15 protein-coding genes are annotated in these 14,581 nt (G+C 65.2%); 6 read left to right on the top strand and 9 right to left on the bottom strand.

Annotated elements, in window-relative coordinates:
• Positions 1-5: 5 nt before the first annotated feature.
• Positions 6-476: a hypothetical protein gene (locus E3T35_RS02960; RefSeq protein ID WP_134377849.1), complete on the top strand. Its 471-nt coding sequence runs from the start codon at positions 6-8 to the stop codon at positions 474-476.
• Here the strand turns inward: E3T35_RS02960 and E3T35_RS02955 are convergent.
• A complete protein-coding gene (locus E3T35_RS02955; RefSeq protein WP_134377848.1) occupies positions 473-1,063 on the bottom strand; it encodes a nitroreductase family protein in 591 nt (196 codons plus the stop codon). The genes E3T35_RS02960 and E3T35_RS02955 overlap by 4 nt on opposite strands.
• A 124-nt stretch (positions 1,064-1,187) precedes the next feature.
• Here E3T35_RS02955 and E3T35_RS02950 point away from each other — a divergent pair, with 124 nt between their 5' ends.
• A complete protein-coding gene (locus tag E3T35_RS02950; protein ID WP_134344689.1) occupies positions 1,188-1,856 on the top strand; it encodes a hypothetical protein in 669 nt (222 codons plus the stop codon).
• Between the two features lie 9 nt (positions 1,857-1,865).
• Here the strand turns inward: E3T35_RS02950 and E3T35_RS02945 are convergent, their stop codons facing one another.
• The 8 genes from E3T35_RS02945 to E3T35_RS02910 all read right to left on the bottom strand — a co-directional run bounded on the left by E3T35_RS02945 (position 1,866) and on the right by E3T35_RS02910 (position 10,826).
• Entirely contained in the window at positions 1,866-3,551 is a 1,686-nt protein-coding gene (locus E3T35_RS02945) for a long-chain-fatty-acid--CoA ligase (RefSeq protein WP_134344688.1), read from the bottom strand.
• A complete protein-coding gene (locus E3T35_RS02940) occupies positions 3,548-4,612 on the bottom strand; it encodes a low specificity L-threonine aldolase (RefSeq protein ID WP_174777071.1) in 1,065 nt (354 codons plus the stop codon). The genes E3T35_RS02945 and E3T35_RS02940 overlap by 4 nt, the downstream gene beginning before the upstream one ends.
• Before the next feature lie 35 nt (positions 4,613-4,647).
• The gene (locus E3T35_RS02935; protein ID WP_241987674.1) at positions 4,648-5,760 is read right to left on the bottom strand and encodes an ABC transporter permease; all 1,113 of its coding nucleotides are present in this window, start codon (positions 5,758-5,760) and stop codon (positions 4,648-4,650) included.
• Positions 5,757-6,641: an ABC transporter ATP-binding protein gene (locus tag E3T35_RS02930; protein ID WP_092338769.1), complete on the bottom strand. Its 885-nt coding sequence runs from the start codon at positions 6,639-6,641 to the stop codon at positions 5,757-5,759. Before E3T35_RS02930 ends, E3T35_RS02935 begins: the two co-directional genes overlap by 4 nt.
• Before the next feature lie 96 nt (positions 6,642-6,737).
• Positions 6,738-7,436, bottom strand: coding sequence for a response regulator transcription factor (locus E3T35_RS02925; protein WP_134377846.1), 699 nt, complete (start codon positions 7,434-7,436; stop codon positions 6,738-6,740).
• The gene (locus E3T35_RS02920; RefSeq protein WP_134377845.1) at positions 7,433-8,752 is read right to left on the bottom strand and encodes a sensor histidine kinase; all 1,320 of its coding nucleotides are present in this window, start codon (positions 8,750-8,752) and stop codon (positions 7,433-7,435) included. The genes E3T35_RS02925 and E3T35_RS02920 overlap by 4 nt, the downstream gene beginning before the upstream one ends.
• Before the next feature lie 2 nt (positions 8,753-8,754).
• Positions 8,755-9,426 (bottom strand): SDR family NAD(P)-dependent oxidoreductase, encoded by a 672-nt coding sequence (locus tag E3T35_RS02915; protein WP_134344684.1) that lies wholly within the window; start codon positions 9,424-9,426, stop codon positions 8,755-8,757.
• Positions 9,426-10,826, bottom strand: coding sequence for a DUF6421 family protein (locus E3T35_RS02910; protein WP_134344683.1), 1,401 nt, complete (start codon positions 10,824-10,826; stop codon positions 9,426-9,428). Before E3T35_RS02910 ends, E3T35_RS02915 begins: the two co-directional genes overlap by 1 nt.
• Positions 10,827-11,107: 281 nt before the next feature.
• Here E3T35_RS02910 and E3T35_RS02905 point away from each other — a divergent pair, with 281 nt between their 5' ends.
• From E3T35_RS02905 to E3T35_RS02885, 4 genes are all read left to right on the top strand, one after another.
• Entirely contained in the window at positions 11,108-11,641 is a 534-nt protein-coding gene (locus E3T35_RS02905) for a DNA alkylation repair protein (protein WP_134377844.1), read from the top strand.
• Between the two features lie 120 nt (positions 11,642-11,761).
• Positions 11,762-12,250, top strand: a complete 489-nt coding sequence (locus tag E3T35_RS02900) for a nucleotidyltransferase family protein (RefSeq protein ID WP_134344681.1) — start codon at positions 11,762-11,764, stop codon at positions 12,248-12,250.
• The gene (locus E3T35_RS02895; protein WP_134377843.1) at positions 12,247-12,567 is read left to right on the top strand and encodes a DUF86 domain-containing protein; all 321 of its coding nucleotides are present in this window, start codon (positions 12,247-12,249) and stop codon (positions 12,565-12,567) included. Before E3T35_RS02900 ends, E3T35_RS02895 begins: the two co-directional genes overlap by 4 nt.
• 330 nt (positions 12,568-12,897) lie before the next feature.
• Entirely contained in the window at positions 12,898-14,580 is a 1,683-nt protein-coding gene (locus E3T35_RS02885; protein WP_134377842.1) for a multicopper oxidase family protein, read from the top strand.
• Position 14,581 lies beyond the last annotated feature (1 nt).

Raw genomic sequence — 14,581 nt, 5'->3', positions numbered from 1 at the left:
CAATTGTGAACCAACCGTTTCTCTGGGGAGGGCTACTGGTCTTCGCCATCGCCTCCGCGATTTTGCGGCTCGTGGTGGGGCACCCTCTGCTGCGAGAACGTTCGGTGCGCGTGGGATGGCTGTGGAGTGTGTTGGCGTTCGTCAGCGGGCTTGCACTGGTTTTTCACTGTGCCGCGATGTTCTTCGCACCCTGGGTCGACGCCGTTTCGTTTCTGCTGGCACCGGCCGACATGGTTCGGGGCATGGGCGCGGGCAGCCAAGTCGCCTACTGGCTACCCGCCGCGGCACTGGTGGTGGCGTGGCGGAGAGTTTGGTGGCCGGCCCTGGGGGCGCTCGTTCTCACCCTTGTCGGCGTGGGGGTGACCATGTATTGGCCGTTCCCGCTCGACGTGCACCTCGCGTGGCTCACTGCCGTGATCATTGTCGGGTCGTTGATTCCGACGCTGTTACTCCGTGGGCCAAGCGCTGCGCGCTAGTCGTTGACGAGCAGCAGCTCGGTGAGAGGCTTGCGGCTGCGCGGGGCAACTTCGCGCTCGCGCAGCTCGGCGGTGAGATCGTCGGCATTGCCAAGCACTCCCAGCGCGGTGACGGTGACGACGTCCTGCTCGGGCGTGAGGTTGAAGGCTGCGGCGATGGCGGCACCGTCGAATCCGCCCATCTGGTGCGTGTGAAGTCCCTCATGCTGGGCCTGAATCGACAAATGAGCCACGGACTGGCCGAGGTCGTAGCGCGCCCACGGGTTCTGGCGTTCGCCCTCCGCCGGCAGTTGCGCCACATTGACGATCAAAACGGATGCCGAATCGGCCCACGCTTTGTTGAAGCCCATCAGCGCATCGGTGATCTTGACGAAACTGGCCGAACCGCGGCGGGCAACAATGAAGCGGGCCGGCTGCCCGTTGTTGCCTGAGGGCGCCCAGCGGGCCGCTTCGAGCACGGTCGTGAGGGTGGCCTCGTCGATGACGGCGGTCTTGTCGTAGGCGCGCGGGCTCCAGCGTTCGGCCAGAATCTCAATGAGCGGCGACTGGGTGTCGGCGCGGCGCGAGGTGTCGGTGATGAGGGTCATGGGCGAATCCTTTGATCGAGGAATGTAGGCGGGACTTCGCTGACCCACGATCTATAACGCTGCACGGTGCGCACTATTCCGTCTAGGGTGTCATAACGCGATGTGACGATAAAAGGGGGAGACCGTGAAGATACAGGCCAGCGCTCGTTCCATCGGAGGACTGGCCGCGGCGGCCACGGTCGTCTTAGCGCTGGTCGGCTGCAGCGCCTTTTTTCCTGCAGACGTGACGCCGACGGCATCCGTTTCAAGTCCGGAGCCGGTCGCCTGCAGCCAGAAGAATGCACAGCTGACCTGGCACCCACTGCAGGATGCCGAGCCGGCCGCTCTCGGCCATCGTGAACTGACCGTCGCCGCCGACGGCACGGAGTCTACTGTCGACACCGCGCTCACCTATACCTCGAGCCTTGTCAGCGACGATCTGCTCTCACGCGACTATTTCGAGCCCGACTGGATCGATTTTCTGTTGGCGGAATTTGAACGCACCGGCCAGACGGATATCACCGACCTTGGGCATCCGCGGGTTGACTTCGAGGGGGCTAAACCGTCCGTCCCTCTGGAGGGAACCACCATCATCGGCTTCGCGACCGATCAAATTCAGGTCGGCTTTGATCTCAGTTGTGCCGGGGTCGACGTGGGCTCCGGACTGCTGACAACCAGTGGAAACGGCCTGAACGCAACCATGCTGGTGTGTGGGCAGCCGGCACCGGCACCGACCATGGGTGAGGTGCAGGACTTTCTTCCGCAGACCCTGTACCAGAAGCAGCTACGGTCCTACTGCCCCAACCACGGTTAGCTGCGCCGGCTACTTGCCCTGCAGACGGTTGCGCACCTCGCGGCGCAGCACCTTGCCGAGCAGGCTGCGCGGCAGGTCGTCGACCTCCACGATGCGGCGCGGCACCTTATAGGCCGACAGCCGGGTGCGGCAGTACTCGCGCACCGCGGCCACGTCGAGTTCCGTTTCAGGGCGCAGTACCACCACAGCCACGACGTCTTCGCCGCCGTTCGCGCTCGGAAGGCCGACTGCGGCCGCATCGGTGATGTCGGGGTGCGACAGCAGCGCTTCTTCCACCTCAGAGGGCGACACGTTGAAACCGCCGGTAATGATGAGCTCTTTCATACGATCGACGACGGTGATGAAGCCGTCGGCGGAGACCCGCACGATATCGCCGGTGCGCAGCCAGCCGCCGGGCAGCAGCGCCTGGGCGCTTTCGGTGGGCCGGTCCCAATAGCCCGAGAAGACCTGGGGGCCGTGAACGAGCAGCTCGCCCTCTTCTTCGAAGCCGAGCTCAACCGTGGGGTCATCGGGGTCGACGACGCGAATGTCGGTGCTGGGGAACGGCACGCCCACCGTTCCGGGGCGGCGGCTCGGGCCGATCGGGTTGCCGGCCACGATCGGCGACGCCTCGGTCATGCCGTAGCCCTCGACCAGCAGTCCGCCGGTGGCTTTCTCCCAGCGTTCCACGATCGACACCGGCAGGTTCATGGCGCCCGAAATCGCAAAGCGGATGCCCGCCAGGCTCACCTTTTTCTTTAGTGCGGCCGTGACCAGGCGGTCGTAGATCGGCGGTACCGCTGGCAGGAACGTGGGCGGCGCATGCTTGGCGGCGTCGAGCACGAGCTTCTCATCGAACTTCGGAAACAGCACGAGGCGGGCGCCGATGCTCATCGCGAAGGTGAGGCACAGGGTGAGGCCGTAGGCGTGAAACATCGGCAATACGCCGTAGACCGTTTCATCGCCGGGGCGGAGGCCCGCCACCCAGGCGGAACCCTGCGCGGCGTTGGCGCGCAGGTTGTAGTGGCTCAAAATGGCGCCCTTCGGGGTGCCCGTAGTGCCGCTGGTGTACTGCAGCACGGCGGTGTCCGTTAGCAGCGGGCGCTGGTGCGAGGGGTGCAGCTTGCGGGCGCCCACGATCGACTCCCAGCTGATCGCGCCCTTTCCGGGTGCGGTGGTGAGCGAGGCGCGGGCGTCCTGCGCCTTCTTGATCGGCAGTTTGAGGGCCAGCCGTTTCGAGAACGGCATGGCGCGGGTGAGGTCGACGGTGACGACATCCGCTACCCCCATATCACCCGGAAAAGAGCGCACCGACTCGTAGACCTTGTCCCAGACGATGGCGACCTTCGCGCCGTGGTCTTCAAACTGGTGGCGCAGCTCCCGGTCGGTGTAAAGCGGATTGTGCTCGACCACGATGGCGCCGAGGCGCAGCACCGCGTAGAACGCAACGACGTGCTGCGGGCAGTTCGGCAGCACGATGGCAACGCGGTCGCCGGGGCTCACGCCGAGTTTGCGCAGGCCGTTGGCGGCGCGGGAGATCTCTTCGCCGAGCTCGGCGTAGGTGGTGGTCTCGCCGAAGAAGTCCAAAGCGATGCACGGTGCGAACCGTTCGGCCGAGGTCTCCATCATGTCGGTGAGAGTTTCGGTGGTCTCCTCGATCGTGCCGGGAACGCCTGGCGCGTACGAGGCGAGCCAGGGCTGGTCCCTGAAGGTCATGACAACTCCCGGGTGATTGCGGCGACGAACTGGTCGATGTCGTCCTCGGTGGTGTCGAAGCCGCACATCCAGCGCACCTCATTCTTCGACGCATCCCAGTCATAGAACCTGAACGACTCGCGCAACCGGTCGGCGACGCCGGCCGGCAGGGTGGCGAAGATAGCGTTGGCCTGGGTGGCCTGGCTGAAGGCCAGGCCGGTGATGGTGCCATCGGCGATGGCGCTTTCGAGAGCGGCGCGCAGCCGGGCGGCCATCTTGTTCGAGTGGGAGGCGTTTCGCAGCCACAGGTCGCGCTCGAGCAGCGCGATGAGCTGCGCCGAGACGAAGCGCATCTTGCTGGAGAGCTGCATGTTCGACTTGCGCAGAAACTTCAATCCAGTGGATGCCGCCGGGTTCAGTACCACGATGCACTCACCCAGCATCATGCCGTTCTTCGTGCCGCCAAAGCTGAGCACGTCGACGCCGGCGTCACGGGTGAAGGCCCGCAGCGGCACCCCGAGGCTCGCGGCGGCGTTGGAGATGCGGGCACCGTCCATGTGCAGCGTCATTCCCTTGGAATGGGCGTGATCGGCGATGGCGCGCACTTCGTCAACGGTGTACGCGGTGCCGAGCTCCGTGGTCTGCGTGATGGCCACCACGAGCGGCTGGGCGCGGTGTTCATCGCCCCAGCCCCAGGCTTCCTGGTCGATGAGTTCCGGGGTGAGCTTGCCGTCGGGGGTGACTACCGGCAGCAGTTTGAACCCGCCGACGTGTTCGGGGGCTCCGCCCTCGTCGTTGTGGATGTGCGCCGTGGCCGAGCAGATCACGGCGCCCCAGCGCGGCAGCATCGACTGCAGCCCGGTGACGTTGGCACCGGTCCCGTTGAACACCGGAAAAGCTTCGACGCCGGCGCCGAACTGGTCGGCGAAGACCTCCTGCAGCCGCGCCGTATAGACGTCTTCGCCGTAGGCGATCTGGTGGGCGCCGTTGGCCTGGCTCATCGCCTCCAGAATTTCCGGATGAATGCCGGAGTAGTTGTCGGAGGCGAAACCGCGGGAGGACAGATCATGGAGTTGGGTCACCTCTCCATCCTCCCGCATTCGGCTGGCTGTCCGCCCTACTTGTGCAGGGCTTCGCGCAGCGACACCCGGGCGCCCATGCGCAGCAGCGCGTTGGAGTAGATGCGCGACCCGATCAGAATCACCACGATCGTCGACAGGGCCAGCACGACAAGGGAGAGCACGGGCTCCCACCACTCGGCGTCACCGAGGAAGATTCGCACCGGCATGCCGACCGGCGCGGAGAACGGAACGTACGACATGATCGCCAGCACGAGCGGGTTGTCGTTGAAGAAGACCACCAGAAAGTACGGGATCATGACGAGGAACAGCACCGGCGAGGTCGCCGAGCCAACGTCTTCCTGCCGTGACACCATCGAGGCGGTGGCCGCGTAGAGCGAGGCGAGCAGCACGAATCCGAAGGCGAAGAACACGGCGAACCAGATGATGGCCGGGCCCACATCGGCCAGCAGCACCCGTTGCCCGGTCACTGCCAAGCCCACGGAGACCAGTAATCCGATGGCCACGATCTGCCCGAACGCCATCAGGCTGTTGCCGAGCACCTTGCCGGCGAGCAGGGCCCGCACCGAGATGGTCGACATGAGAATTTCGACGATGCGGGTCTGCTTTTCTTCGACGACGCTCTGGGCGATCGTGGCACCGAACGTGGTCGCCGACATGAGAAAGATGATGCCGAAGCCAATGGCAACGAGGTAGGCGAGAAAACCGTTCTGCGAGGCCGGCTCGAGAATCTTCAGATCGGGGCTCACGCTGAGCGTGCCGAGAACATCGATCGGCGCTGAATCCAGGGCGATCACCGTGATTCCGAGCAGCGAATCGGTACTGCCAGAGGGCACAACGGCCGCGTCGACCGTGCCGTCGCGCACGAGCGCTTCGGCTTCTTTGACCGTGTCGGATTCGACGATGTCGAAGGCTTCGGTCTGTTCGACGACGCTGATGGCCGTGCCGACGACGGCGACCTTGGTCAGAGTCGTGTTCTGGCTGAGAAGACTGCCGACGACGACCGACGCCACGGAGATGAGCAGCAGAATTCCGGTCGCGATCAGAAAGGACTTGCTGCGCAGGCGTGCCGTGATCTCCCGGTTGGAGACCAGCCAAACGCTCTGGGCGAAGGTGGGCGCGGTGTGCACCGGGCCTGTGGCGTGGTTCACGCGATGACCTCCTTGAAGATGGTGGCGAGGGTGGGCCTCTGCTGACTGAAACTGTGAACCGCGCCGAGCGTGATCGCGTGCTGCAGAACGGCCTGGCTGGCGGCATCCGTTTCGGCTTCAAAAACGGCGAAGTCGCCGTCGAAGTCGATCACGGTAATGCCCGGCTGCGAGCGGACCCAACCCGTGTCGCCTTGCGTACGAATTTCGAAGCGGGGGCTGCTGTGCTGCTCGCGCAGCGCCTCGCGGGAGCCGTTCGCGCGAATCTCGCCGTCGGCGATGATGACGAGGTCGTCGCAGAGCCGTTCGACGATGTCCAACTGGTGCGAGGAGAACAGCACGGGCGCGCCCTGGGCGGCGTAGCCGGCGAGCACGCTCATCACCACCTCCACCGCGAGTGGGTCGAGGCCAGAAAATGGCTCATCGAGCACGAGAAACTCGGGATCGTGCACGAGCGCGGCCGCGATCTGCGCGCGTTGCTGGTTGCCGAGCGAGAGTGACTCGACGGTGTCGCCGGCGCGTTCGGTGAGCCCGAGACGCTCGAGCAGGTCGGCAGTATTGCGGCGAGCGGATGCCGGCGTCAGCCCGTGCAGGCGCGCCAGGTACACCAGCTGTTCGGCGACCTTCATCTTCGGGTAGAGGCCGCGCTCTTCGGGCATGTAGCCGAACCGGCGGCGGTCGCTCGCGGTGACCGGCACGCCGTCGATGAAAACGGTGCCCGTATCCGGCGAGAGTACGCCGAGAATGATTCGCATTGTCGTGGTTTTACCGGCGCCGTTGGCGCCGACGAAGCCGGTCATGCGGCCGTCCCCGACAGTGAAGCTCACGTCGGTGAGTACCTCTCTGATGCCGTAGCTCTTGGTGACTCCCCTGATGTCGAGCATGCTCGCCCTTTCGTTGCGTGTGCCTTCACGGTAGCGCGGGGCCTTCAGGCGGCGCATCCGCCTGGCGGGTGAACCGGTCTCCACCGGGCGGCGGAGCTACGCCTCGAGCGCGCCTCCGGGCACGATCACGCGGTGCTCGTAGGCGTAGACAACGGCCTGGATGCGGTCGCGCAGCCCGAGCTTCATCAGCACCTTGGAGACGTGTGATTTCACGGTGGCCTCGCCGAGAAAGAGCTGCGCGGCAATCTCGGCGTTGGCCAGGCCCTGGGCAAGCAGCGCGAAGACCTCGGACTCGCGCTCGGTCAGCTCCTGCAGCTCGCTCGGCACCGCTGCAACCGGTGAAACGGATGCCCCACCCGGGTTCACACACCGCTCAATCACGCGCCGGGTCACGTCCGGGGCCAGCAGGGCATCGCCGCGGGCGAGCACCTGAACGGCCTCGATCAGCGCCTCGGGCGTGGAATTCTTCAGGATGAAACCGCTCGCGCCGTGTTGCAGTGCGGAAAAAAGGTAGTCCTCGCGGTCGAAGGTCGTGAGCATGAGCACCGCGGCGTGGATCGACGGGTCGTCGACGATGGATTGGGTGGCGGTGAGGCCGTCGACGCCGGGCATCTGCACATCCATGCAGATGACGTCGGGCTGAAGCGTTCGGGCCAAAACGAGAGCGGCGGCGCCGTCGACGGCCTCGCCCACGACGAGAATGCCCGGCTCGGACTGCAGAATGATACGAAACCCAGCGCGTACGAGAGCCTGGTCGTCGACGAGCAGCACGCGGATGCCGGCCGGCTCGCTCATGCGTTCTCTCGTTTTATGAGTGGAAACCGGGCACGCACGAGGTAGCCGCCGCGCGGTCGTCCGCCGAGGTGCAGTTCGCCGCCGACGGCAGCGACCCGTTCGCGCATGCCCCGCTGTCCGAGCCCGGTGGTCTTGGCGCTCGCGCCGCCGGGCAGCGCCGTGGCGAATTGTCGCGGCGGGCCGACGCCGTCGTCGGTGATCTCGAGCTCGACGGCATCCGTTTCGTAGCGCAGGCGGAGGTCGGTGCTGACGCCGGGGCCGGCGTGTTTGCGGGTGTTGGTCAGCGCTTCCTGGGCGATGCGATAGATGCTCAGGCCGATCGTCGCGGGAATCGCGCGTTCATCGCCCACGATCGACAAGTGCACGGGAACGCCGGCGGTGCGGCTTTCGTCGGCGAGTTCGCCGAGCTGGGCGATGCCGCGCGTGCTGCTGCTCTGGCTGGTGGGTTCACTACCCGGCGCATCGTCGCCACGCAGGGCTCCGAGCATGGTGTGCAGCTCGTCGACCGCGCTGCGCGCGCTCTGTTCGATGATGGTGAGCGCGTCGGCCGCCTGCCCGGGGTCACTCAAGAGGATGCGTCGGGCCGCGCCGGCCTGCACGCCCATGACCGAGACGTGGTGGGCGACGACGTCGTGCAGCTCGCGGGCGATGCGCACCCGTTCCAGGGTGATGGCCTGGGCGGCCGTGCGCTCGCGTTCGGCTACGAGCTCGGCGGTGCTGCTTTTCAGGGCGGCGCCGTTGCGCGCGGAGGTCCACGCGGATTCGCCGAAATACCAGGCCGCACCGAAATAGACCAGATTGATCAAGACCTGCAGAACGCCGAACGCCGCGTAGGGGGAGAAGAACCCGTCGCGCGAGAGGTCGGGCATCATGGTGAGCTGGTTGGCCTGCACGATCAGCTGCGCGAACAGCCAGATGAACATGCCGGCCACGATCGCGACCCGCACCCACTTGGCGGCGATGCGGTGGCGGCTCCAGGCACCGACCGAATAGAGAGCAATATAGAGGCAGATATTGGAGAACAGCATGTCGCTGGCTTCGAGCATGGCGCCGGCGGCGAAAACCACCGAGGCCGTCAGAGCCACGACTTCGGGCCAGCGACGCCGCAGCGCGAGCGGCAGGGCGATGAGCGCGACCCAGAGCACCACGTGCCAGACCGGCGATTCGTCGAAGATGCCGGAGGTACGGGTGAGCGACACGCTCAGGGCGGTCGCGGCGGCCAGAACCAGCGCGACCCACAGGTCCTTACGCAGGCTCGGCCCGCTCGGGGTGGGCCTCCGCCACTCGTCGTAGGGGTGGGAGTCGGCGGTGCTCATGACTACACGCTAGCGGGATCCTCCGACGCGAGCAGCACACGGCTGCCGTTAGCGGATGCCGCCGCCTCGTCCCACAAGCCGGTCACCCGCGCCGCAAGCTCGGTCTCGAGCCCGTCCAGCGAACGCACGACGAAAATCACGGCCGCCGCCCGGTCGCCGGCTTTCGCAAATCCTTGACCGACCGCACGTACCCAGGTTTCGGCCGCGGACTTCGCGGCCGCATAGTTTGCGCCGCCAGCTAGAGGCCGGTCGACCGACACGCTCGAGACAATGGCGAGCCGCCCGGCCGACGAGGCCAGCAGGTCGGCATTGAAAGCCCGCGTGGTATTGCGCAGCGTGGTGACCACGTGCGAGTGCAGAAAATCCCAGTCCTCATCAGTCTGGCCGGCGAGGCCCCCGCCGCCGCGCCAGCCGCCGACGAGGTGGATGAGACCGTCGATGGGGGAGAGCTGGGCCGCCAGAGCGGTCACTGCGGCAAAATCAGTCAGGTCGCACTCATACAACGCGGCGTCCGGCGCGACGTCGAGCACCGACTGGAGGCGTGCTCGAGCGGAGCCGACGGCAATCACGTGCGCGCCGGCATCCGCGAGTGAGCGCGCGACGGCCAGCCCGGCCGTGCTGGTCGCGCCGGCGATCAGCACGGTGCGACCAGCGACGGCCGGACTGGCGCTCATCAGTCGACCGCGCTGCCGGTGATGCCGGCCGTGGATTCGATGACCGTGCGCATCTTCTTCTCGAGCGCTTCGAAGAACATCGACAGCGGAAATTCGTCGTCGAGAACCTGGTCGGTGTAGCCCTTGGGTGCGCCGGCGAGCACGTCGAGCGGCAGCCCGCGCGCCCAGGTCGACGCGGGGTTGGGCGTGAGGGTCTTCGAGATCATCTCGTAGGCCGCGAGCCAGTGTGCCTTCTTCGGCCGGTCGATCGACGACCAATAGAGCTCGTCGATTTGCGCTCCGAGTGCAATGACCACCTCGGGAACGGCGTCCCAATCGAAGGTGAGCCGGGTGTCGGTCCAGTGCAGCACACCGTGCTGGTGCATCCAAGCGAACAATAACTGACCGCCGAGGCCGTCATAGTTGCGCACCCGGTTGCCGGTGATCGCGAACCGAAAGATGCGGTCGAAGATGACCGCGTACTGCACCAGTTTCGCGTGCCGACGCGCCTCGGGGCTTGCCAGCTCACTGCCTTCGATCGTGACCGATTCACGAAACGCGGTCAGGTCGCAGCGCAACTCCTCGAGCGAATACAAAAAGAACGGCATGCGCTGCTTGATCATGAACGGGTCGAACGGCAGATCCCCGCGCATGTGCGTGCGGTCGTGGATGAGGTCCCACATCACGAAGGTTTCTTCAGTAAGGTGCTGGTCGCCCAGTAGCGCGGCGGCGTCGGCGGGTAGCTCGAGCCGGGTGATGTCGGCTGCCGCGCGCACGACGCGGCGAAAACGGGCGGCTTCACGGTCGGCGAAGATCGCCCCCCAGGTGAACGTGGGAATTTCGCGCATGGCGACCGTCTCGGGAAACAGCACGGCTGAGTTGGTGTCGTAGCCAGGGGTGAAGTCGAGAAAACGAATCGGCACGAACAGTTTGTTCGTGTACCCGGCCTCGAGTTCGCCGACGAATTCCGGCCAGATGACCTCGATCAGCACGGCTTCAACCAGGCGGTTGGCGCTGCCGTTTTGCGTGTACATCGGGAACACCACGAGGTGGCGCAGCCCGTTTACGCGGTGCTGCTGCGGTTGAAAGGCCATCAGGGAGTCGTAGAAGTCGGGCACGCCGAATTCCTCCGACACCCAGCGATCGAAGTCCGTGACCAGGGCTGCCAGGTACGCGGCGTCGTGCGCAAAGTGCGGCGCGAGGTCGGTGATGGCTGCGGTGATGCGCGAAACGGATGCTGCGGCATCCGTGTGCCGTTCGGCGTCGGTGATCGACCCGTTCTGCGACTGCACACCCTGCAGTGCCGTCGCGGCTGCCTTGAGGCTGAGCCAGGAGGGGTGCTTGGCGAAGTTGTCTTCGAGAACCTCGGGCTCTCCGACCAGAGCGTTAGCTACGTGTGTTTTTTCAACAGATATCGACATGGGAACCTCCGATTCGAGTGTGTGCCGCGGTTGCGGCGGGCGTGCGCGCCGAAAATAGACGTTACTTCAGAATATCGGGCGCCGCGCGGCGTTTTCTTGCGATTTTTCGCAACGAATAACGTGCCTGGCCGGGTTTTCGCGCTGAGAATCGCCGCATTGGCCCCGTTCGCGCACTTCTTACCGGAGTGGCGGTACACAACTGCGGATATTGCTCGCCGTCGTCGTGCACCGCACCCTTCGATACGCGCTCTGTGCAGCAGGTGCGCCCGCACCGATCGAGAATGTCCGCAGTTCTGCACGAGCACCGCATGACTGGACTGCTGATTCTGGTTGCCCAATTCAAGCGGGCGAGCAAGCCCGCCTCCCGCGGCGATGCGGCCTGCACGCGTTTGGCCGAGGCCTACCTCAGGGCCCTTGGCCGCGGCCGGGTCAACAACTGGGATCTGGTCGACTGCTCAGCTCCGACCTTGCTCGGTGAGTACCGGTTTGATCTCTCGCGCGACGTGTTCACCGAGCTGGCACAGAGCGACATTCTGTGGGAGCGCCGCGTGGCGATGGTCGGCACGCTCGGCCTGATCATGCGTGGCGACGCGAGCACCACGCTCGAGCTCGCCGCGCTCCTGCTGAACGACAAGCAGCCGCTGATGCACAAAGCCGTCGGCTGGATGCTGCGCGAGGTCGGCAAGCGCATCGACCGAAACCTGCTGCTCGCATTTCTCGACCAGCACGCCGCGCAGATGCCGCGCACGGCCCTCAGCTACGCCACCGAGCACCTCAGTCCCGAGCAGCGCGCCGGTTACCGCGCCGCACGGTAGCGGGGGGACGGGTATTACGTCGTGGGTTGTCATTCGGTCTGAGCGGTTTTCTACTCCCCGCCACTGACTGGAATGCAGACAACTGCCACCCGCAGCTGCGTCGGTGATAGCATGTGCTATATGTCAGACGATCAAGACACCGTCACTCGGCTACGCGCACAAGCCCACGCAGCCGACGAGCTACACGAACGCTCGCGACGCCTGCTAGTGGATGCGGTTCGGTCGGGTCTTGCTGCGGGACTCACACAACGCGAGGTCGCAGCAGCCATCGGCCGTAGCCAGCCCGAGGTCTCTCGACTTCAGCGGTTTCAGGGCAGGTCTGGCCGCGGGCGGGTGGTGGTACGAAATCGCAGCAAGATAGTGGCTTTGGCCGCCGCTCGCGGAGCTACGAACCTCCGCGTCTTCGGGAGTGTTGCCCTCGGCACCGATACCTCGGAGTCCGATATCGATCTGATGGCCGACATTGCGCCAGGAACAGGACTGTTCGCGTTGGCTCGATTGGAACGCGAGCTTGGCGATCTGCTCGGATCCAAAGTCGATGTCGTGCCGGCCAGAGGTCTTCGCGAACACCTCGCCGAACGCGTGCTGACGGAGGCCGTACCGCTATGAGCAGGTCCGATGACGAGCTCGTGCGGGACGCACTCGATCATATTGACGTACTCAAACGACACCTCGCCAGGGGCGACCTCGCCGATGAGACCATCGCCGATGCCGTCAGCCTTCGATTGGCCTTCGCCATCGAAGCGGTCTCTGAAACCGGTAGTGAGTTCCGCGAGCGACACTTCGGAGACGACTGGAAGATCATTTGGGCGACCCGGAATCGCATCGCGCACGGGTATGCCTACATCGATCTGGCCATGATTCGCGACACCGTCGAGAACGACCTCCCCGAGTTCGAACGGGTGCTGAGGGTCGCCCTCACATAGGGGCACCCGCCGATCGCGATCGCTTCAGAGCAGGGCGGGCATGACCTCGCGCTCGAACAGATCGATGCCCGACCGATCGTAGGGTGCCTCGGGAAATAGTGAGTCGCGTAGTTGAGGCCACGCTTCTTCATCGCGGTCAGTCGTTCCACCATCTGTTTCGGCGTGCCGACGCCGCGCGAGATGGTCAGAGTGGACGGCACCGAGGTCTGGCCCCCAAATAAATCAGCGCAACGGGCCACTTGCCCAAGCTCCACCCCAGCGCAAGGTTTCCACAAGGCCGCCACGGCATTCTTCATCGTGAACATCTCGACGCACCACTCTGGAGTGTTTATGACGACACGTAGGGAAGTACTGCAGTTTGGCGCAGTGGGCGCCGTCGGTGCGATGAGTGCCCTCGGCATGGCCAGGATGTCGGACCCGGTCCCCACCCCCAGCCTGCTCGCGCCCGCGAACATGCCGGTCCCGTATCGGGGCGTGTTCCGCCGCCCGCCCGAGCTCGTGCCTTACGCCACGGGCTTCGATGATGGCGACCCGGCTCGGCCATTCGCTAAATTCGCCCTCACCGAGAAGCTCGCGCAGGCGCAGATCCTTCCGGGGCTCTCCACCACGCTGGCGGGGTACAACGGTGTTTTTCCGGGCCCGACCATTCGGGTGCGACAGGGCACGCGAACCGAGATACGCATCCGTAACGCTTTGCCGGCAACGGGGCTCCTGCACCCGGCGGCGTTCAACACCGTCACCCACATGCACGGCTCGGCGTCGTTGCCCCAGTACGACGGGTACGCCAACGACTTCACTGCCCCGGGCAAAGTCAAGAACTATATGTACCCCAACTGGCAGTCGGCGCGCACGCTCTGGTACCACGACCACAACCACCTGGTCACGAGCCAGAACGTGTATTCAGGGCTCGCGGGTTTCTACCCGCTGTCGGACCAGTACGAGCAGGCGCAGCTGCCTCAGGGCGAGTTCGATGTGCCGTTGATGATCTCGGACGCAATGTTCAACGCCGACGGCTCTCTGGGATTCAACGACAACGGCCACGCGGGTCTGTGGGGTGACGTGATCATGGTCAATGGGGTACCGTGGCCGACGATGAAGGTCAAGCCGCGCATCTACCGCTTTCGAGTGCTCGTGGCCTCGATCACACGTTCCTATCGACCGACACTGTCCACCGGTGACCCGTTCTACGTCGTGGGCACCGACGGCGGCATGACGCCCAAGGTGGAGGCGGTGCAGTCCTGGCGGCAGGGCACGGCGGAGCGCTACGAGATCCTGATCGACTTCCGCAAGTACAGGGTTGGCCAGATGATCGAGATGCGCAACCTGAGTAACAAGAACAACGTCAGCTACGCCAACACGAACAAGATCATGCGGTTCCAGGTGGTGGCCGACTCGGGTTCCACGGCCGGGTCGATCTCCGCCACCCCCACAACGCTCGACGACGGCGGCTCGGCAAACCCGCAGCGCGGCGGCCTCGACGTGATGAAGCTGAGCCCGGAGATGGCGGTGGCGAAGCGGGTACTTCGAGTGCAGCGCCAGGGCGGAGAATGGACCATCAACGGGGAGACCTGGGAGGACGTGGCGGCATCCGGGTTCTCCCGGTGCTTCGCCAGCCCCCAGCCGTACTCCGTTGAGCAGTGGACCATCACGAACGAGTCAGGAGGCTGGTTCCACCCGGTGCACATTCACCTGATCGACGCCAAGATCATCGCCCGAAACACCAACGGCGGCAAGCCGTTCCCCTGGGAGGGCGGGCCAAAAGACGTCTTCTATGCGGGAGAGAACGAGTCCATCACCTTGCTGATGCAGTTCAACACCGGTGCCCACACCGGCGGGCGGTACATGGTGCACTGCCACAACCTGGTGCACGAAGATCACGACATGATGGTGCAGTTCTCGGTGGGGGATTGGCGAAACAACGACCCCGTCAGCTCGGACTATCCGGTCGTGGACACCACCCCCATGAATTCGTATCCGCCGGTGTATCGGCCGGGGTTTGCGGCGGGAACCTGAG

Source organism: Cryobacterium sp. TMT1-2-2 (assembly GCF_004403505.1).
GTDB classification, from domain to species: domain Bacteria; phylum Actinomycetota; class Actinomycetes; order Actinomycetales; family Microbacteriaceae; genus Cryobacterium; species Cryobacterium flavum.
The sequence above is the reverse complement of the archived record's forward strand: the minus strand, read 5'-3'. Positions and strand labels throughout refer to the sequence as shown.